The organism is Nonomuraea sp. WAC 01424, assembly GCF_003947315.1.
Lineage (GTDB): Bacteria > Actinomycetota > Actinomycetes > Streptosporangiales > Streptosporangiaceae > Nonomuraea > Nonomuraea spiralis.
Genome location: NZ_QHHZ01000003.1, coordinates 476,160 through 491,547, shown reverse-complemented (window position 1 = coordinate 491,547; position 15,388 = coordinate 476,160). Strand labels below are relative to the sequence as shown.

Genomic DNA, 15,388 nt, shown 5'->3' with positions numbered 1-15,388 from the left:
GAGGCGTTCGCCTGCCACGTGATCCGGCTGGACCTCGACGACGCGCTTGAGATCGCCGCCGAGTACCAGCTCACCGCCTGAAAGCGCGAGGCCAGCCGGACAGGGCTGACCTCGCAAGACCACCCGCTCATCCACGAGTCGGACCACGACTGAAGGAGCAGGAAGTCATGAACAAGGTACTTGAAACACTCGCCGCCTACACCTACGCGCACCAGCTCGACCAGGGCGGCACCCACTTGCGGACGGCGCTGCTCGCCGCGGTGCTGACCGAACGCCACAAGCTCACCCCTGGTGAGGCTCTCGACCTGGCGTGCGGCTACTCCTTCGACGACCGGGTTCGTCCGGCCGGTGACGAGACAGACCGGCTGATCGACCAGGCGCGTCGCGCGGACTTCGCCTCGCAGGCCGAGGCGGTGGCCTGATGCCCGCCCCCACGCTCACACGCAACCTGGTCGCCGAGTACCAGGTGCGCGGTACCTGTCTGGACTCCGAGGGCGACGAGCAGAGGGCCACCGAACCGGTGGACGGCATCGCTGAGGCTCACATGCAGTGCGCGCTGATCCTCGAATACCAGGAGCGGTGGCGCCTGCCTGAGGACGCGGAGATCTGGTGGCGTCCCGGAGCCGGCCACGCCTGGCGGAAGTGGGCGGCCATAGCCGAGCAGGCGGTGACGGCATGACCGTGCTCGCCCCGTTCCTCATTGCCGAGGGCCGCACCAAGGCCGATCCGGACGAGAACCACCTGTACTGCTGCAACGAGAACGTGTCCCTTTGCGGGCTGGACATCACCGACACCGGCGAGCAGGACTTCGACGACGAGGACTGCTGCCCGATCTGCCGAGACCTGTCGGGCCTGCCCTGTCGCCCAGGATGCCGCGGCAGCGAGGGCGGTGAGGTTCTGTGACCTTCACCTGGCTGTCCATCAACGACGCTGCGGATCGTCTCCGCCTGTCCCCGCTCACGGTGCTGGCGATGGCTGTCGATGGAGAGCTGCACTCCCGTCTGGCCACCGATCACCGGGAAGTGTGCGCCGGCGCGGTAGCCGCCTGGCGGGAGCAGTCCCGGCCCAGCTACCGGGGCGGTCCCGAGATCGGGTTCGAGGCGGAGGACGAGTACCGAAGGGAACAGGACACGTGACCGAGCCGCAGAGCGTCATTCAGCTCATCGTCGAGGCCAAGCGCAAGGTTGGTGCGATCCGCAAGCGGGAGCGCAACACGCAGCAGAACTTCGTCTACCGGGGCGTCGAGGCCGTGGTGAACGCGGTCGGCCCCCACCTCGACAAGTTCGGCATCGTGGTCGTCCCCATCATGGAGACCAGCTCCTACGAGACCGTTGAGGTCGGCAAGAACCGCACTCAGATGGGGCACGCGACGGTCGAGGTCACCTACCGCTTCTACGGGCCCGCGGGCGACCACATCGACGCGCGGGTGCCTGGTGAGGCGATGGACTCGGGCGACAAGGCGATGGCCAAGGCCATGGCGGTTGCCTGGCGGACCGCGCTGATTCAGGTGTTGAACCTGCGCACGAACGACCCGGAGCCGGACGAGATGTCCTACGAGCGGTCGCCGGCCAAGACCGTCGAGGACTTCCGCATGGAGGCGCTGAACGGCAACGCCACCAAGCAGGACCTTGAGCGGACGTACCGGGAGGCGAACCGGGCGGGGATGCTTGCCCAGCTCGTCACCGACGCGGCCGGCAACGAGATGCGGCTGGTCGACCTGCTGATTGAGCGGGGCAAGCAGGTGCCTGACGGGCTGCCCCGCAACAAGGACCGGACGGTGTCGAGGTCGAAGCTGACCGACGAGGAGAAGGCCGCAGCCGGCCTGATGACCGGCCCCGAGCTCAAGGCGCACAACAAGCTTGAGAAGGAGACGATCGCCAACCCGAAGAAGGCCGAACGTCTCGACTCGTCTGAGCTGTTTGACCCGTTCGCTACCGTGCCGCCCACGCCGAATGGCGGTGGGGCATGAGCGAGATGCTCACCATCGTCAAGCAGCTCGGGCAGCTCTCCCGCGACCTGGACGACGCGGTCAACAAGCTGGCCGACCTCGAGTTCCTCGCCATCGAGGCCGAGGGTGAGTTCAAGGTCGCGTTCGCGAAGGCGTTCCGCGAAGCGACTGGCTCGGTTGAGGACCGCAAGCAGGTCGCGGTGATGCAGACCGACCCGCTGTGGCGCACCCACGAGAAGGGCGCGGCGGCAGTCCGGCTGCAGAAGGAGCACATCAAGGCGCTCCACGCCCGGATCGACGTCGGCCGGACGATCCAGTCCACGGCCCGCGCGGAGATGCAGATGGCGGGAGGGACGCTGTGAAGCGCGGCAACCCTCCCCAGCGCCGGACGCCTCTGAAGCAGGGCAAGCCGCTCGAGCGGAAGACGCCTCTGCGGGCGGCTGGCAACCTCGAGCGGAAGCCGATCCGCAACCAGTCGAAGAAGCGCCAGGCGGAGAACCTCGAGCGCCGCGCCATGAAGCACGCGATGTTCCCCGACGGCACCCCGCCCTGCATCGTGCCGTGGTGCGGACAGTGGGCCGACGACCTGCACGAGCCGCTCACCCGGGCGCGCGGCGGGTCGATCACCGAGCCGGACAACGCCGTCCCCACGTGCCGGCGGCACAACAGCGAACTCACGGAGGAACCGCCGTGGGGCTACGAGCTGCACCTGCTCGTCCACGCGTGGGACACGCGGACGTACGCCGAGGTCGCCGCAGATCGCCGTGAGGCGCTGGCCGGATGGCACGCCGAGCAGGTGCGGGAGGCGTCGTGAACGGCCCGCTACGTCCTGAGGCGCTGGCGGGCGAGGTCGGCTGCATCGAGCGCTGGCCTGACGAGTCGCCGTGCGGCACCTGCTCGGACTGCCTCACCGCGATGCTCTCCGACCCTCGCTACGGCTCTCATTCCGACCATCCCTGATCTTCCGCTTCCTCGCCCCGACCTCTCGGGGGACGGGGCGAGGGGCGGCTCTCAAGACCACTTCAGCAACAGGAGATCGCATGGGACGCCACAGCTCCGCACCAGTCCGCGAGGAACAAGTCAGCGTCAAGCAGCCGCTGCGGCAGCGGTTCCGCGCTCTGGTCCTGCGCTCGTGGCGTCTCCTGCCGGCAGAGTTCCGGCGCCGCATGTGGCACCGCCGCCAACGCTGGAGGTCCTGGTGGGACCGCTGGCACAGCCGCCCCCGGCTCCGCGACTGGAAGAAGGGCCAGGAGTGGGAGGCATCCCTCCCGCGAGATCCCAGCCTCTGGTCCGACGCCTGGGACCACATCGGCTCCTACGCCGTCGCCGCCGAACTCCGCCGCCGCGACGCCGAACGCGGCGATCTCCTTCCTTCCCGCCCCCGCATCGAGCCTCTTCAGGAGGAATCATGACCACCACTCTTGAAAAGACCACACCGTCGGCTCCGTCCCTGCCGTGTGACGGGCAGATGGCCTGTGACGCGTGCGGCAAGGTCTACACCCACGCGATCGTGCTGGACTCCGCTGTCTCATTCCGAGAGCAGATCCGCCAGGCCGCATCCCGCGACGGCTGGAAGCTCACCTTCGACGGGCGCGACGTGTGCAACGCCGACGCCGAAGGTGACTCCGCGTTCCTGATCCGCGGATGGACGGACTTCTGGTCCCCCGAGAAGGCGATCGTCCCGCTGCAACGCCCGCCGGTGATGAACGGCGACGACCAGCAGACCGTCACCCTCCCGGCCGTCGTCGAGCCCGTCGCGGTTCCGGCCGGCCGTCCCCCCTACTCCCCGAAGGACGCAGCATGAGCGACATCGTGCTCAACACCGCCGAGCTTCACGACCTGATCGTCCCCGTTCTGCCTCACGCGAGCGGCGACAAGAACACACCTGAGCTCGACATCGTCCGCATCGAGGTGCGAGACAACGTCCTCTACGCCATCGCCAGCGACAGGTACACGATGGCCGTCACTCGGCATCGCCTGCGTGACGCCACCGCCGACTCCACGATCGCGATCGGCCGAGCTGACGCCGCCGTCATGCTGAAGCTGTTCAAGTTCGACAGGAACGCCAACCCGGATGTGCAACTCACCGTCGGCAGCGTGGAGGCCGAAACCATCCTGGACCCGGCCGACAGGCCCGCCCTGACGGTGTCGGCCAAGGACGGCAACACGCTGGTTTTGCACGGTCGCGATGACCGGTCGATCGCCTCATGGCGCAAGATCATGGCCAAGGTCATTCACCGCGAGGAACAGCCCGCCAGCCCGCATCTGAATCTCGCCCCGATGTACCTCTCGCGCTGGACCAAGGCGATGCGCAAGGGCGTCCCCCTGTCGGTGTCCTTCGGCGCCAAGACGACCGATCCGGTCGTCGTCCGTGTGGAGGACTACTTCATCGGCATCTGGATGCCTGTTCGGCAGACGGATGGCAGCAAACGGCTGGCCGACAGCCCGTGGCGCAAGGAGCTCCCGCTCGACGCGGAGACCACCGAGGTTGCTCCGGCCGAGACGCGAGGTGCGGCATGAGCGAGATCACCCCCGAGCGGGTCGCTGCCCACCTGGGCTACTTCTCCGGCAGCCCGGACAAGGCGCTCGGGCTCGTGATTGTGAACCGGTCCGGCGCGAGGTTGGACATCCGCATCACTCGCGATGGATCGACCAGCTTGTTCCGGGCGGTCGTCGTCGAGGGCGAGACAGACCCGATCGTGCTGGACCGGGACCGCTACCGGGATCGTGTCGAGGACATCGTCAAGGCGTTCTCCACGGCTCTCGCCTCGTCGGTGCTGGAGATGTACCCGTACCACCTGGCCCGGCTGAAGGGTGCGCTGTGGGACCTCGCTGAGGCCGCTCAGGCAGAGAAGGGCGGCAAGCCGTGAAGCCGTCCCGTCTGTTCTTCGCTGCCGCCTACGCGTTCTCCACGTCCGTGTGCGCCACCATCTCAGCGCTTGCCGTCCGTGACCTGATCGCCGAGCCGTTCTCGTGGCCGACCGCCGCGATCGCTGCGGGCGGCGCAGTAGCCACTGTGATGTGCGCCTCCCTCCTGGTTCGCACGCTTGGGGACGCGTTCTCCCACCTGTTCGGCTGGCACCGCCCGGCTGTGGAGGAGATGGCGGACCCGGCCTACAACCCCGAGTTGGACCGGCATCAGAGGATCCTCCGCGCGGCGCTCAAGGGTGAGGCCGAGCGCTACCCGGCCGACCTGCACGACGTGTTCGGGGGCGGCGATGACTGACCTGACCGCCGTCTCCCTGTTCGCCGGCATCGGCGGCTTCGACCTTGCGCTGCAGCGCTCCGGTGTCAAGGTCGTCGCCGCGGTCGAGATCGACGCGGCGGCCCGCAGGGTGCTGCGGCGCCACTTCCCCGACACGGTCCTGTTCGAAGACGTGAGAGAGGTGACTGGTGACGCTCTTCGAGCAGCCGGATTTGTTCCAGAGCGAGGGATCATCACCGCCGGCTGGCCCTGCCAGGGCAACAGCATCGCCGGCCGCCGCGAGGGCTTGGCCGACGCGCGATCCGGCCTGTGGTCCCACACGCGGCGCCTGCTGCGCGAGGCAGACCCCGCCTGGTTCTTCGGCGAGAACGTCGCCGGCCTGCTTTCGGTCAACCGCGGCCAAGACTTCGGAGTCATCCTCGACGACCTGGCCGACCTCGGGATGGGGGTCTGCTGGAGGGTGGTGGACGCGCGACACTTCGGAGTCGCCCAGCGTCGCCGTCGCCTCCTCATTGTCGGACGTGCTGGAGCCGACGTCCGCAGTCCCGTCGAAGTACTACTTGAGCCCGAAGGCGGCTGCTGGAGTCCTCCAGCGAGCGCAGGCGACCGGCCGGACACTGCCGCCTTGGCTGATGGCGGCACTGGAAGCGGCCACTGGACCGCCGACGGACTGACAGCGCCCGCCCCCGTGGCCGTGCGGGGGCGGGCCGGCGGCGCGCAGATCGAGTACGGCGCGCCCGGGGAGCCGGCCTTCACTCTGCGTACGCCGGGCGGTGGCTCGTCCTATCCGATGGTCGCCACAGACGTGGTGCGCCGTTACATGCCCATCGAGTGCGAGCGTCTACAGGGCTTCCCTGTCGACTGGACTGCGGGGCAACCCGATGTCGCCCGGTATCGACAGCTGGGCAACGCAGTCCCGGTTCCGCTGGCGGAGTGGGTCACTCGCCGCATCGTCGCCGTGGACTCCCGGGAGGTGGCGGCATGACCGGCCTCCGCCGCTGCTGCCAGCAGGACTACCTCGACGGCTTCTCTCCGGAGGAGCACGCCCGAGTGTGCCGCGATCCCGAACACGTCCGAACGGTCTCGGATGTCCCCGTACGGGACCGGACGGAGACGGATGGTTCCGGAACGTCTCGGAACGGATCGGACCCGAGAGGCGAGGAGGAGACCCGTGGCCACGCCTGAACGACCTGCGCTGGACAGCCTGAACAACTACCTGCCGGCCGGCAACGGGTGCTGGGTGTGGCAGGGCTACATCGACCGGAACGGATATGGCCGCGTCTACGACTCCACAGCGGCGCAAGGTAAGCGCACCGACTGGGTTCATCGCGTCTCGTACCGGCACTACAAGGGCCCAATCCCCGAGCGTTACGAGATCGACCACACCTGTGAAAACACGGCATGCATGAACCCGGATCACCTGGACGTGGTGACCAAGTCAGAGCATGTCCGCCGGACGTTGGACCGTCTCGGGACAACAGATCGCCAGAAGCTTGCCGCTCAGCTACGACACACCGGCCTCACCTACGGGGAGATCGCCGAGGCGCTCCGGTATGCCAGCAGGACCGGCGCTCACGACGCCGTCCAAGCAGCCATCGACAAAGGCCTGGTGGATGCAGACGACGTCCCCCCTCCTCCGCGGCTGACGCCGGAAGAGAGGGAGGACATCCGCGCTCTGTATGCGCTCGGAGTTCCCCAGACCGAGATCGCGGTCTGGTACCGCCTGGACTCCTCCCAGATCTCGCGCGTGTGCAACGGCCAATCGAGTGGTCACCGTCAACGCAAGCAGGGAGTGAAGTGATGGCGGACATGCGCGGTTGGTCCTGGCAGGACGATGCGGCTTGTAGAGGCGAAGACCTGGTCCTGTTCTTTGGGCCGGATGGTGAACGCCAGCCTGAGCGCGACATCCGGGAGCGGAAAGCTAAGGCGATTTGTGCTCAGTGTCCGGCGCGTCGTCCTTGCCTCAACTACGCGCTGTCCAGGCCGGAGAAGTACGGGCTCTACGGCGGACTCAATGAAGGCGAACGGGCGGCGGAACGGCGACGCCGTATGCGGCGTCCTGCTGATCGCTCGCGCATGGAGGTGGCGAGTTGAAGCGCGACGAATTGATCGGCGCCATTGTCAGCTTCTGGTCCCAGGTACGCCGGGACGGTGACAGGTGCTGGCTGTGGACCGGTGAACTCAACAGCACAGGCTATGGTCGCCTGGAATGGTGGAGCGGCGCCAAGCGCGAGCGAATCTTGGCGCATCGTCTGGCATATCTGCTCTTCACTGGGGATGACATCGCCGGCTTAGTTGTCCGGCACGACTGCGACACGCCTCTCTGCTGCAACCCAGCTCACCTGCGCTCCGGGACGCAGGCGGACAACATTCAGGACGCCATCGAGCGGAACCGGGCCAACTTCGATGGGCTCGCCAAAGGGCGCGCCAACAAGGCGGCCGGCCTTGAAGCGAAGCTGCAATCCCAAGAAAAGCAGTGTCCAAACTGTCAGGCCACCAAGCCCCTTGACGCATTTCACAAGGCTCGTGGATCCGCTGATGGTCGACAGGGCTGGTGCAAGAGCTGTCGCTCGCAGAAACTCCGGGATGCGTGGCAGAACGACCCCGGCTTCCGGGAGCGTGAGTTGGCCCGCAAGCGGGAGCGCAGGGCAGCACAGCCCAAGGCGGATAACTCGCCCCGAACTCACTGCGGGAACGACCATGAACTGACGCCTGAGAACCGTGGGGCGCGCGGCCAGTGCAAGCAATGCGCCAGAGACCGGGCCCGTCGCGCCCAGGAGAAGAAGCGGGCCAACGTCGAGGCGGTGGCGTGATGGCCGCCAAGTACGCCACCAACGCTCCGCACGGCGTCTACCACCGGTACACGATGGGCGGCTGCCGGTGTGAGCTGTGCCATGCGGCGATGCTCCGGTACAACAAGCGGCGCCTGGCGCTGATCCAGCGCGGCGAGTGGAAGCCGTGGATGGAGGCCGAGTCAGTCCGCCGCCACATCAGGAGGCTTCGCGACGGCGGGATGCGCTTGGAGACCATCGCGTCTCTCGCTGGGGTGGCGCCGGGCAGCATCTACAAGCTGTTCGACGCCGGCCGGACCAGAGTGCGGGCCGACTTCGCCGGCAAGCTGCTCGGCGTCGCTCCCGACGCTGAGCCTCCGCCGCGGGCTCGTGTGGATGCGACGGGGACGCGCCGCCGGTTGCAGGCGCTCGTCTTCATGGGCTGGTCGGCTCAGCTTCTGGCCGAGCGGCTGGGCATGGAGCGGTCCTTCATCCGCAAGGTGATGGACCGGCCCCAGGTCGAGGGTGTCACTGCTCGGGCGGTGCAGGACCTGTTCGCCGAGATGTCGATCGTGGGCCCGCCTGTCCGGACCAGGTACGAGCAGGCGAGCGCGACGCGAGCGCAACGGTATGCGCGTGAGCGGGGCTGGGTGTCGGCGCTGGCCTGGGACGACATCGACAACCCGAAGGAGAAGCCGAAGGGGCTTGTCCGTGGGGAGGCGTCGTGAAGACGTCAGGAGTCCTCGGGGGTAGCGCGCTTGCGTCGCCCTCGGGGGCGACGTCAGTCCCTGGACTCGTGGTAGCCCTGGATCGCTTCGGCGTCGGCCACAGATACCACGGCAGCGATGCGCCGGCCGCGGCTGGTGACGTACGTGATCGTGTCGTAGGCCGCGGCGTCGTTGATGACGTCGGCGAAGCGCGCACGGAGGTCGCGGACGCTTGTGCCAAGCGGCGGGTGGTAGTCGGCGTGAGCTCGGTTGTGCGCTGGTCGCTCCGTCTTGATGGCGGCGATCTCGGCGGCTGCGGCTTCGGCCCGTGTGGCGTACCACTGGACAGCCTTGCGCGCGACCTGCGGCCACCACTTGGTGGTGGAGTGGGCTTGCCAGCGGACCGCCGTGTCGGTGGTGATGCCGACGTACAGGAGTTCGTCAGCGGCGTCGTAGAGCCGATACAGGGCGGTGCGCTCCCTCATTCGCCAGCCTCGCCACGAAGTGAGGCGTCCTCGAACTCTCGCTGGAAGCGGCGAACCTGCTCGCGCGTCAGCCCGAGCTCTCTGACGATCGCATCCTGCGAGATGTCCTGTCGGCGGGCATCCCGGATCGCCCGCCCGAGGTCCAGGCGGGCGCGTTTGACGAGTTCGCGAGCATCGATCTGGGCCTTCTCGTACGCCTTGCGGGCGGCGACTACGTATCCCATCGGGTCCGACACCTCTTCATGGTCTCACGGGGTTGGCCTAGCAGAGATTATGCCACATGGCAACGTGGCGTATAGGCCAATGCCACATGCGGCGTAGGCGTAGACTGAACCCGAGCAACCGAGTGATCAGGGGGACTCGAATGGCTTCGCTCCGAAGACAGGCCCCGCCCTGCGCCTGAACCAATCCCTACTGAACTACCTGGAGCAACCGACGTGGCATGGGCTCGCATCGATGACGCCTTGGACGACCACCCGAAGGTGTTGTCGCTGCTGGACGAGGAGGGCGGCGCCGCTGCCCTCGGTTTGTGGACGCTGTGCCTGGCATGGGCGCACCGCAACACTCGACGACGGGGAAAGGTCCCCGGGCTCTTGCCTGGGTCGCTCCCGCGCCGCTATCTGGGACCCGATGGCAAGGCCCTCGCCGTCCTTCTCGTGCGCGTCGGCTTGTGGGATGAGTCGGAGGACGGCGGCTGGTTCATCCACGACTTCGACAAGTACCTGCCCGGCGATGAGACCAGGGCAGCCCGTTCGGAGGCCGGCAAGCGGGGCGCGGCCAATAGGTGGGCAGCAAAGCGAGAGGCGGAAGCTGCTGGAGCCGATAGCAAGTTGCCATCCACGGATGACAAACAGCCATCAGACAGCCATGGGGTTGATAGCAACGCTGTAGCAAGCGATGGCTCGCGCACGCGCGCGCGCCGGGCTACTCCTTACGGAGTAGCACCCACTCCCACTCCCATTCCCGAAATCACTCCGCCTTCGGCGGGCACGGCCGAGCCGCGCCGCGACGGCGAGGTGACTGCGCGGACGATCGTCGGCGAGTGGATCGAACGCTGTCGCGAACGCCCGCCGAGCAACGTCATTGGCCAGATCAGCAAGCAGGTCAAGCTGCTGCTCGACGACGGCATCCACCCGGACCACGTCCGGCGCGGTCTGGCCGAGTGGATGACGAGGAGCGTCCACCCGTCGGTGCTGCCAAGCCTGGTCAACAGCGTCATGAACACCGTGCCGGCGGCTCGTGACACGCCTCGCCAGTCCCGGTCGACCACTGACGAGCGTGTCGCCCAGGCACAAGCACTCAAAGAGCAGTTTCGCACGTCACCGCCTCAGATGATCAGAGGAGAGATCGCGTAATGACCCCCGAAGAGGTGATCGACTTACTGACCACGGCCGCCGCCTACGACCGCCGCAAGGTGGGGCAGACGGACGTGGTCGCCTGGCACGCCGCGGTCAAGGACCTGGACTTCCTCGACGCCCAGGACGCGGTGATTGGTCACTACACCGAGACGACCGACTGGCTGATGCCAGCGCACGTCCGCACGCGGGTGAAGGCGATCCGGGCCGCGCGGGTGGCGTTCGCCCCCGTCCCTGCGCCGCCGGCCGAGCTGGCGGACACGCCTGGCGCCTACCAGGCGGCGATTCTGGACGCGGTGGCGAAGATGGCGCGCGGGTTCGCCCTGCCCAAGCAGATCACCGCCAGGGCTGAGCCGTCCGAGGAGTGGGTGACGCGCCGGGGCGAGGACCATGACCCCACGAGGGCCGCCGCCATTCTCGTTGCCTGCCCGTGGCCCCCCTGCAAGGCAATGCCTGGCGCGGTGTGCGTGGACGCGGACGGGCGTCGGCTGACCGCACCGGCCCATGAAGCTCGCCTGAAGGCCGCCGGGCTGACCGGCGAGGAGGTGCCGTGAACTACCTCGACGACTTGGCCGAGCAGATGATCCTCCCGGCCTGTCGCCTTGTCGCCGCCGTTCAAGATCGGAAAGCCGACCAGGTGCGGGAGCTGCTCACCCCGCTCGGCGTCGACAGCCTGCGAGCACTCGCCGTGGTGCTGGCCGAGCTGATCCCCCGAGACGACCCGGCGACCGCCCTGTTCACCGCCTGGAAAGTGCAGGACAACGAACTGCCTCTGCCGAAGGTTACGGCCGAGCAGGCGGAGGAGAACCGGCGGCGGCTCGTGGCTGAGGTCGCCGAGTACGAGGCCGGCAAACGGAGCGCGGCGTGACCGTCCCCGACTTCTCCGACACGACACCAGAGACCCCAGAGGAGACCCCGCATGGCTGATCAGAGCAAGATCGAATGGACAGACGCGACCTGGAACCCCGTCACGGGCTGCACCAAGGTCAGTCCCGGATGTGACCACTGCTACGCCGAGACGTTCGCCGAGCGGTGGCGCGGTACGCCCGGCCACCACTTCGAGGCCGGATTCGACGTGACCCTGCGGCCGGAGCGGCTAGACCAGCCGCTCCGCTGGAAGAAGCCCCGCCGGATCTTCGTCAACAGCATGAGCGACCTCTTCCACGACGACGTACCCGACGAGTACATCGCCCGCGTCTTCGCCGTCATGGCCCAGGCCAGCCACCACACCTTCCAGATCCTCACGAAGCGCCACGCCCGCATGAGGTCGTTCCTCAACGACATCTGCAAGTGCGGCAGCGGCCATGCCCCCGGTATCCACCTCCGCTCCGCCATGAGCTGGGCTGGCACCGCGCACAGCCCCACCTACGTGCCCGGAGTCGACGGGCACACGGTCTACTTCGATCGGCCGTGGCCGCTGCCGAACGTCTGGCTCGGCGTCAGCGTCGAGAACCAGCAGTGGGCGGAGGCCCGCATTCCCGCCCTGCTGGAGACGCCCGCCGCTGTGCGGTTCATCTCGGCCGAGCCGCTGCTCGGCCCCGTCGACCTGCGGAACCTGAAGGCGCGGAACGGAGCGCTGATCGACTGCCTGTCCGGCGACGTCAAGGACGGCGACGGCACGGTCTACACCGGGGCCCCGAGCGTGCTGGACTGGGTCATCGTCGGCGGAGAGTCAGGTCGCGGTGCCCGCCCGATGCACCCTCGATGGCCGATCGATCTCCGCGACCAATGCCTGGAGTTCGGGCATGTCAGCTTCCACTTCAAGCAGTGGGGTGAGTGGCGGCCCCAGCCTCGCTACTCGACAGACGACCGACACCACGTGGTGATGCTGAACGGCATGGACCGGGGCACGCCGTGGCCTGGCTGGGGTCTCGACCAGCCCGACGCGGAGGTCATGGAGCGGGTCGGCAAGAAGGCCGCTGGTCGCGTTCTGGAGGGGCGCACCTGGGACGAGTTCCCGCAGGAGGTGTTGGTCCGTGGCTGACACCTCCGAGAAGAACGCCGTGGGCTGCTCGGTCCAACTGGTCGACCTGCTCGGCATGCCGTACTGCCAGGAGCCCGTCACGGTGACCTACGTGACCGGGTGCGTGAGTGAGCACCTGGACGATGACCGGTTCTGCGGTCGGCATGCTCGGCTGCTGCACGAGGGCGACCTGCTGTGTATCCCGTGCCATCAGCTCGGTCACCGTACGCCCGCTGTGGCGCTCGCCGAACTGCTGCCCTCGGGCGAGCGAGTCCGTGTGGCGGGGGCGCCTCGGACGTGGATGCCCGCGCTCACGTCTCAGAGATGCCTACGGCGGGCGTAGAGCCGTCTCGGGTCTCCCGCTAAGCCGCGACTACTTCTGAGCGCCGAGCGTCGATTCTGGCGGCTCTCGGCGCTCCGGAATCCAAACTCCAGTCCTAATCAAGATCGAGACATGGCTCAAGGTGGGCTGTGTTCGAGAGAGGAATCGAACGATGAGCGAGACCGGCCTGACCGCAGACCGAGTCCTCCACGTCCTCAACGGTGGACCGGTGGACCTGGCAGACCTGGAGCTGTGTGTCATCACCGAGATCGGCGATGGCCGCTGGACGCAAGGCGTGTTCATCCTCGGAGAGGTCCTCGTCGTCAACCGGGACGGCAGGGAGCCGTTCGGTGGGCAGCGCAAGCCCGGCAAGTGGGACGTCGAGGCGACGTACACCAAGGACTGGGCAGAAGCGTGGGCACTCAGTGCGCAGGTGCGCGCCTCTCACCAGTCTGGGGAGGCGTCCCAGTGACCCGTCTGACAGTCCTGTGCGCCGTGGTCTTCGTCGTCCAGTGAGGGCTACTCGCCGGCAGGAGGCGTCTTACGGGGGCGGCCTCCCTTGCGGGCTCGGCGCTCCTCAAGCTCCTGCTCGGCGAGCTCCAGCTTGGCGAGTTCGGCGGCGTTACCGTGCTCGGCGATGACGGTACGCATGTGCTCGACGATGTCCTCGGACCGCTCTCGGCTGAACACGCGCTTGCAGACGGTCTCGTACGCCTCCCAGAGGTGGTCTGGGGCGCGAAAGCGCCTGATGGGGGTGTGTGTGGAGTCGGCGTCTTCGCTCATCTTCTCTGTGGCCACAAAGAAATCTTCCCACAGGCCTTGTGTAGCCACAAGGTTTCATACTACTGTGTGGCTACAAGGTTAAGCGAGACGCCAGGGAGACCGAAATGACCGCCAGCCTCACCGCCGCAGCCCTTCTCGCCGACAACCCGAACCTCGCCCTCGACGAGCTCACTGCCCACACCGCCGGCATGAATACCCGCGACGAGGACCTGTTCTGGGCGAAGGTCCGCGAGATCAACCCCACCCTCTGCCCCGACTGGTAGCCGGACCGGGCCCCGCGAGGGGCCCCAGCCCGACCAGCAGACACCCGGGTGCGAGTCCCGGGCGGGCACCACCGCAAGCCCTTCGACCGAGGAGACCCGTTGACCATCACGATCGCTCCGACCATCGCCGCCCGCCCCGCCATGGACCTCCTGCTGGACCGCCTGTACGCCTCACCCGACTGGCAGCACACCCTCACCCTCGGCATCTACACCGACCAGCCGGTAGCTACCTTCCGCCGCACGAGCGGACCTTTCGCCGGCTACGACCTGACCGTCTTCGGCGACGACGACCCTGACGCGGCCCGGATCGCCGACGGCGTCGACCGCGGCCACATCCCCGCCTGCGGCCTCGACATCGACGTCATCGTCAGGGCGATCGGCGCCATCGGCGCCATCCTCGCGGAGGGCCGCACCGGGACGGCGACGCTGACCGAGGTGGTCGCCCTGCGGGCAGTGGCCGAGCCGTGGTACGTCGCCGACGCCGACACCCGGGCGGCGCTCCGGGCCGTGTGCGCCGGGCGTCCCTTGCACGTGCTGTCGGACGAGGCGGTAGCCCGGCTGCAGCACCTCACCGTCGACCTGGCGGCCCTCGCCATGGCTGTCGCCGTGGACGACTTCGCCTGACATACCTCCGGGCCCCTCCTCGGGGCCCGCCCCCTCTCCCTGACCAACACCAGCCCCGGACGTAGGAGAAGAGATGAGGACGACCCTCACCCCCGAGAAGCTCGCCGAGCTGGCTGCCCAGGGCCGCGCCGAGGCGGCGAAGAGCAGGTTCGTGGACCCGTGCGCCGCCGCCAAGTCGAAGAAGCTCCTGTGCGAGCGCGGCGAGGAGTGGGCCGCGAGCGTTTTGATGCGTGACCTGTCCCGCCGTTCCCTGCGGGGCGGTTGGCCGTGGCTGGAGGACGGCGAGCTGGAGACGCTCATCCTCGCTGACAGCGCCGAGTGGGACCTGCTGGTGCGCGCCGCGACTGCCTGACCTTCTTCCGGTCCCGGTCTCTACCGACCGGGACCACCCTCTCGGACAACGCTTTCCCGCCCACCCCTGACCCCACGGAGAACGACATGAGCGCCCGGCTCCAGCTCGACTACCGCGACAGCGGCACCGTCACCGCCTACGACCCCGACTCAGGATCACTTCTCACGGTCGGGTACCGCCGCGCTGACGTGTACGTGTGCGCCGGCTGCAACGCCATGCACGGCTCGCTGCCCGCGCTGGACGAGCACGTGCAGGGCTGCCCCGAGATTCGCCCCCAGACCCCCTGAACGGAGACCGACCGATGCCCACCGCTCACTGCGTCCGCGAACCGGACGGCTACCACGCCCATCTCTACGCCGTGTACATCGACGGTAACGCCGTGCCTGCCACGATCGAGCTGAGCCTCCACGCCTGGATGGACGAGCACCGGCGGACGCACCCGAACGCCCGCGACGTGTACGCCTACCGCAGGCTCGGACTCGCGGGCATCGAAGCCTTAGGCAAGTTCGACACCGTGGACGAGGCGTGGAAGGCGTTGGACGTGGGCGGCAACATTCCGCCCGTTGCATGCGCCTCCGCCTCTCCGGACTCCTCCTCCGAGGAGGGCTGA

Annotated in this window: 32 protein-coding genes; 29 read left to right on the top strand and 3 right to left on the bottom strand. The window is 67.9% G+C overall.

Features of this window, described 5'->3' with window-relative positions; all coding sequences use genetic code 11:
* The first annotated feature begins 167 nt into the window (after positions 1–167).
* The 18 genes from DMB42_RS11795 to DMB42_RS11725 all read left to right on the top strand — a co-directional run bounded on the left by DMB42_RS11795 (position 168) and on the right by DMB42_RS11725 (position 8,652).
* Complete coding sequence (locus DMB42_RS11795; RefSeq protein ID WP_125633606.1) at positions 168–422, top strand: hypothetical protein; 255 nt, start codon at positions 168–170, stop codon at positions 420–422.
* Positions 422–679, top strand: coding sequence for a hypothetical protein (locus tag DMB42_RS11790; protein ID WP_125633604.1), 258 nt, complete (start codon positions 422–424; stop codon positions 677–679). Before DMB42_RS11795 ends, DMB42_RS11790 begins: the two co-directional genes overlap by 1 nt.
* Positions 676–903 carry a hypothetical protein gene (locus DMB42_RS53140; RefSeq protein WP_185844602.1) on the top strand — a complete coding sequence of 76 codons (228 nt, stop codon included), beginning with the start codon at positions 676–678 and terminating at the stop codon, positions 901–903. The genes DMB42_RS11790 and DMB42_RS53140 overlap by 4 nt, the downstream gene beginning before the upstream one ends.
* Complete coding sequence (locus DMB42_RS53135) at positions 900–1,136, top strand: hypothetical protein (protein WP_185844601.1); 237 nt, start codon at positions 900–902, stop codon at positions 1,134–1,136. Before DMB42_RS53140 ends, DMB42_RS53135 begins: the two co-directional genes overlap by 4 nt.
* Positions 1,133–1,969 carry an ERF family protein gene (locus DMB42_RS11785; protein ID WP_185844600.1) on the top strand — a complete coding sequence of 279 codons (837 nt, stop codon included), beginning with the start codon at positions 1,133–1,135 and terminating at the stop codon, positions 1,967–1,969. The genes DMB42_RS53135 and DMB42_RS11785 overlap by 4 nt, the downstream gene beginning before the upstream one ends.
* Positions 1,966–2,310 carry a hypothetical protein gene (locus tag DMB42_RS11780; RefSeq protein WP_125633600.1) on the top strand — a complete coding sequence of 115 codons (345 nt, stop codon included), beginning with the start codon at positions 1,966–1,968 and terminating at the stop codon, positions 2,308–2,310. Before DMB42_RS11785 ends, DMB42_RS11780 begins: the two co-directional genes overlap by 4 nt.
* A complete protein-coding gene (locus DMB42_RS11775; RefSeq protein WP_125633598.1) occupies positions 2,307–2,762 on the top strand; it encodes a hypothetical protein in 456 nt (151 codons plus the stop codon). The genes DMB42_RS11780 and DMB42_RS11775 overlap by 4 nt, the downstream gene beginning before the upstream one ends.
* The gene (locus DMB42_RS53130) at positions 2,759–2,908 is read left to right on the top strand and encodes a hypothetical protein (RefSeq protein ID WP_185844599.1); all 150 of its coding nucleotides are present in this window, start codon (positions 2,759–2,761) and stop codon (positions 2,906–2,908) included. The genes DMB42_RS11775 and DMB42_RS53130 overlap by 4 nt, the downstream gene beginning before the upstream one ends.
* Positions 2,909–2,988: 80 nt before the next feature.
* Positions 2,989–3,360, top strand: a complete 372-nt coding sequence (locus tag DMB42_RS11770; protein WP_125633596.1) for a hypothetical protein — start codon at positions 2,989–2,991, stop codon at positions 3,358–3,360.
* Entirely contained in the window at positions 3,357–3,752 is a 396-nt protein-coding gene (locus tag DMB42_RS11765) for a hypothetical protein (RefSeq protein ID WP_125633594.1), read from the top strand. Before DMB42_RS11770 ends, DMB42_RS11765 begins: the two co-directional genes overlap by 4 nt.
* The gene (locus DMB42_RS11760) at positions 3,749–4,468 is read left to right on the top strand and encodes a hypothetical protein (RefSeq protein ID WP_125633592.1); all 720 of its coding nucleotides are present in this window, start codon (positions 3,749–3,751) and stop codon (positions 4,466–4,468) included. Before DMB42_RS11765 ends, DMB42_RS11760 begins: the two co-directional genes overlap by 4 nt.
* Positions 4,465–4,818 carry a hypothetical protein gene (locus tag DMB42_RS11755; RefSeq protein WP_125633590.1) on the top strand — a complete coding sequence of 118 codons (354 nt, stop codon included), beginning with the start codon at positions 4,465–4,467 and terminating at the stop codon, positions 4,816–4,818. The genes DMB42_RS11760 and DMB42_RS11755 overlap by 4 nt, the downstream gene beginning before the upstream one ends.
* Complete coding sequence (locus tag DMB42_RS11750; protein WP_125633588.1) at positions 4,815–5,174, top strand: hypothetical protein; 360 nt, start codon at positions 4,815–4,817, stop codon at positions 5,172–5,174. Before DMB42_RS11755 ends, DMB42_RS11750 begins: the two co-directional genes overlap by 4 nt.
* Positions 5,167–6,138, top strand: a complete 972-nt coding sequence (locus DMB42_RS11745; protein WP_125633586.1) for a DNA cytosine methyltransferase — start codon at positions 5,167–5,169, stop codon at positions 6,136–6,138. The genes DMB42_RS11750 and DMB42_RS11745 overlap by 8 nt, the downstream gene beginning before the upstream one ends.
* A gap of 186 nt (positions 6,139–6,324) precedes the next feature.
* Complete coding sequence (locus DMB42_RS11740) at positions 6,325–6,954, top strand: HNH endonuclease (protein WP_185844598.1); 630 nt, start codon at positions 6,325–6,327, stop codon at positions 6,952–6,954.
* Positions 6,954–7,247 (top strand): WhiB family transcriptional regulator, encoded by a 294-nt coding sequence (locus DMB42_RS11735; RefSeq protein WP_260477627.1) that lies wholly within the window; start codon positions 6,954–6,956, stop codon positions 7,245–7,247. The genes DMB42_RS11740 and DMB42_RS11735 overlap by 1 nt, the downstream gene beginning before the upstream one ends.
* Positions 7,244–7,966 carry an HNH endonuclease signature motif containing protein gene (locus tag DMB42_RS11730; protein WP_125633582.1) on the top strand — a complete coding sequence of 241 codons (723 nt, stop codon included), beginning with the start codon at positions 7,244–7,246 and terminating at the stop codon, positions 7,964–7,966. The genes DMB42_RS11735 and DMB42_RS11730 overlap by 4 nt, the downstream gene beginning before the upstream one ends.
* A complete protein-coding gene (locus DMB42_RS11725; RefSeq protein WP_125633580.1) occupies positions 7,966–8,652 on the top strand; it encodes a hypothetical protein in 687 nt (228 codons plus the stop codon). The genes DMB42_RS11730 and DMB42_RS11725 overlap by 1 nt, the downstream gene beginning before the upstream one ends.
* A gap of 53 nt (positions 8,653–8,705) precedes the next feature.
* On the opposite strand, the gene DMB42_RS11720 is transcribed toward DMB42_RS11725, so the two are convergent.
* Both DMB42_RS11720 and DMB42_RS11715 read right to left on the bottom strand, forming a co-directional pair.
* Positions 8,706–9,116: a type II toxin-antitoxin system prevent-host-death family antitoxin gene (locus tag DMB42_RS11720; protein ID WP_125633578.1), complete on the bottom strand. Its 411-nt coding sequence runs from the start codon at positions 9,114–9,116 to the stop codon at positions 8,706–8,708.
* A complete protein-coding gene (locus tag DMB42_RS11715) occupies positions 9,113–9,340 on the bottom strand; it encodes a hypothetical protein (RefSeq protein ID WP_125633576.1) in 228 nt (75 codons plus the stop codon). The genes DMB42_RS11720 and DMB42_RS11715 overlap by 4 nt, the downstream gene beginning before the upstream one ends.
* Positions 9,341–9,580: 240 nt before the next feature.
* On the opposite strand from DMB42_RS11715, the gene DMB42_RS11710 reads away from it, so the two are divergent.
* From DMB42_RS11710 to DMB42_RS11685, 6 genes are all read left to right on the top strand, one after another.
* Positions 9,581–10,471, top strand: coding sequence for a hypothetical protein (locus tag DMB42_RS11710; protein ID WP_125633574.1), 891 nt, complete (start codon positions 9,581–9,583; stop codon positions 10,469–10,471).
* Positions 10,471–11,025, top strand: coding sequence for a hypothetical protein (locus DMB42_RS11705; protein WP_125633572.1), 555 nt, complete (start codon positions 10,471–10,473; stop codon positions 11,023–11,025). The genes DMB42_RS11710 and DMB42_RS11705 overlap by 1 nt, the downstream gene beginning before the upstream one ends.
* A complete protein-coding gene (locus DMB42_RS11700) occupies positions 11,022–11,339 on the top strand; it encodes a hypothetical protein (protein ID WP_125633570.1) in 318 nt (105 codons plus the stop codon). Before DMB42_RS11705 ends, DMB42_RS11700 begins: the two co-directional genes overlap by 4 nt.
* 51 nt (positions 11,340–11,390) lie before the next feature.
* Entirely contained in the window at positions 11,391–12,455 is a 1,065-nt protein-coding gene (locus DMB42_RS11695; protein WP_125633569.1) for a DUF5131 family protein, read from the top strand.
* Positions 12,448–12,777, top strand: a complete 330-nt coding sequence (locus tag DMB42_RS11690; protein WP_125633567.1) for a hypothetical protein — start codon at positions 12,448–12,450, stop codon at positions 12,775–12,777. The genes DMB42_RS11695 and DMB42_RS11690 overlap by 8 nt, the downstream gene beginning before the upstream one ends.
* Positions 12,778–12,928: 151 nt before the next feature.
* Positions 12,929–13,228 carry a hypothetical protein gene (locus DMB42_RS11685; RefSeq protein ID WP_125633565.1) on the top strand — a complete coding sequence of 100 codons (300 nt, stop codon included), beginning with the start codon at positions 12,929–12,931 and terminating at the stop codon, positions 13,226–13,228.
* A 47-nt stretch (positions 13,229–13,275) separates the two neighbouring features.
* Here DMB42_RS11685 and DMB42_RS11680 read toward each other — a convergent pair whose 3' ends face one another.
* Positions 13,276–13,554, bottom strand: coding sequence for a hypothetical protein (locus DMB42_RS11680; protein WP_125633563.1), 279 nt, complete (start codon positions 13,552–13,554; stop codon positions 13,276–13,278).
* An 89-nt stretch (positions 13,555–13,643) separates the two neighbouring features.
* Here DMB42_RS11680 and DMB42_RS53125 point away from each other — a divergent pair, with 89 nt between their 5' ends.
* The 5 genes from DMB42_RS53125 to DMB42_RS11660 all read left to right on the top strand — a co-directional run bounded on the left by DMB42_RS53125 (position 13,644) and on the right by DMB42_RS11660 (position 15,388).
* Positions 13,644–13,802 carry a hypothetical protein gene (locus tag DMB42_RS53125; protein WP_185844597.1) on the top strand — a complete coding sequence of 53 codons (159 nt, stop codon included), beginning with the start codon at positions 13,644–13,646 and terminating at the stop codon, positions 13,800–13,802.
* Positions 13,803–13,901: 99 nt separating this feature from the next.
* Complete coding sequence (locus DMB42_RS11675) at positions 13,902–14,426, top strand: hypothetical protein (protein WP_125633561.1); 525 nt, start codon at positions 13,902–13,904, stop codon at positions 14,424–14,426.
* A gap of 73 nt (positions 14,427–14,499) precedes the next feature.
* Positions 14,500–14,778, top strand: coding sequence for a hypothetical protein (locus DMB42_RS11670; RefSeq protein ID WP_125633559.1), 279 nt, complete (start codon positions 14,500–14,502; stop codon positions 14,776–14,778).
* An 86-nt stretch (positions 14,779–14,864) separates the two neighbouring features.
* The gene (locus DMB42_RS11665) at positions 14,865–15,065 is read left to right on the top strand and encodes a hypothetical protein (protein ID WP_125633557.1); all 201 of its coding nucleotides are present in this window, start codon (positions 14,865–14,867) and stop codon (positions 15,063–15,065) included.
* Between the two features lie 14 nt (positions 15,066–15,079).
* On the top strand, positions 15,080–15,388 hold the full coding sequence (locus DMB42_RS11660; RefSeq protein WP_125633555.1) for a hypothetical protein: 309 nt from the start codon (positions 15,080–15,082) through the stop codon (positions 15,386–15,388).

Excerpts from the sequence above, each read along its gene's own strand:
- DMB42_RS11695 (WP_125633569.1), top strand. The coding sequence starts at position 11,391 with ATGGCTGATCAGAGCAAGATCGAATGGACAGACGCGACCTGGAACCCC.
- DMB42_RS11725 (WP_125633580.1), top strand. The coding sequence starts at position 7,966 with ATGGCCGCCAAGTACGCCACCAACGCTCCGCACGGCGTCTACCACCGG.
- DMB42_RS11715 (WP_125633576.1), bottom strand. The coding sequence starts at position 9,340 with ATGGGATACGTAGTCGCCGCCCGCAAGGCGTACGAGAAGGCCCAGATC.
- DMB42_RS11755 (WP_125633590.1), top strand. The coding sequence starts at position 4,465 with ATGAGCGAGATCACCCCCGAGCGGGTCGCTGCCCACCTGGGCTACTTC.
- DMB42_RS53140 (WP_185844602.1), top strand. The coding sequence starts at position 676 with ATGACCGTGCTCGCCCCGTTCCTCATTGCCGAGGGCCGCACCAAGGCC.
- DMB42_RS11760 (WP_125633592.1), top strand. The coding sequence starts at position 3,749 with ATGAGCGACATCGTGCTCAACACCGCCGAGCTTCACGACCTGATCGTC.
- DMB42_RS11770 (WP_125633596.1), top strand. The coding sequence starts at position 2,989 with ATGGGACGCCACAGCTCCGCACCAGTCCGCGAGGAACAAGTCAGCGTC.
- DMB42_RS53125 (WP_185844597.1), top strand. The coding sequence starts at position 13,644 with ATGACCGCCAGCCTCACCGCCGCAGCCCTTCTCGCCGACAACCCGAAC.
- DMB42_RS11745 (WP_125633586.1), top strand. The coding sequence starts at position 5,167 with ATGACTGACCTGACCGCCGTCTCCCTGTTCGCCGGCATCGGCGGCTTC.
- DMB42_RS11660 (WP_125633555.1), top strand. The coding sequence starts at position 15,080 with ATGCCCACCGCTCACTGCGTCCGCGAACCGGACGGCTACCACGCCCAT.
- DMB42_RS11685 (WP_125633565.1), top strand. The coding sequence starts at position 12,929 with ATGAGCGAGACCGGCCTGACCGCAGACCGAGTCCTCCACGTCCTCAAC.
- DMB42_RS11780 (WP_125633600.1), top strand. The coding sequence starts at position 1,966 with ATGAGCGAGATGCTCACCATCGTCAAGCAGCTCGGGCAGCTCTCCCGC.
- DMB42_RS11670 (WP_125633559.1), top strand. The coding sequence starts at position 14,500 with ATGAGGACGACCCTCACCCCCGAGAAGCTCGCCGAGCTGGCTGCCCAG.
- DMB42_RS11720 (WP_125633578.1), bottom strand. The coding sequence starts at position 9,116 with ATGAGGGAGCGCACCGCCCTGTATCGGCTCTACGACGCCGCTGACGAA.
- DMB42_RS11790 (WP_125633604.1), top strand. The coding sequence starts at position 422 with ATGCCCGCCCCCACGCTCACACGCAACCTGGTCGCCGAGTACCAGGTG.
- DMB42_RS11765 (WP_125633594.1), top strand. The coding sequence starts at position 3,357 with ATGACCACCACTCTTGAAAAGACCACACCGTCGGCTCCGTCCCTGCCG.
- DMB42_RS11705 (WP_125633572.1), top strand. The coding sequence starts at position 10,471 with ATGACCCCCGAAGAGGTGATCGACTTACTGACCACGGCCGCCGCCTAC.
- DMB42_RS11735 (WP_260477627.1), top strand. The coding sequence starts at position 6,954 with ATGGCGGACATGCGCGGTTGGTCCTGGCAGGACGATGCGGCTTGTAGA.
- DMB42_RS11665 (WP_125633557.1), top strand. The coding sequence starts at position 14,865 with ATGAGCGCCCGGCTCCAGCTCGACTACCGCGACAGCGGCACCGTCACC.
- DMB42_RS11795 (WP_125633606.1), top strand. The coding sequence starts at position 168 with ATGAACAAGGTACTTGAAACACTCGCCGCCTACACCTACGCGCACCAG.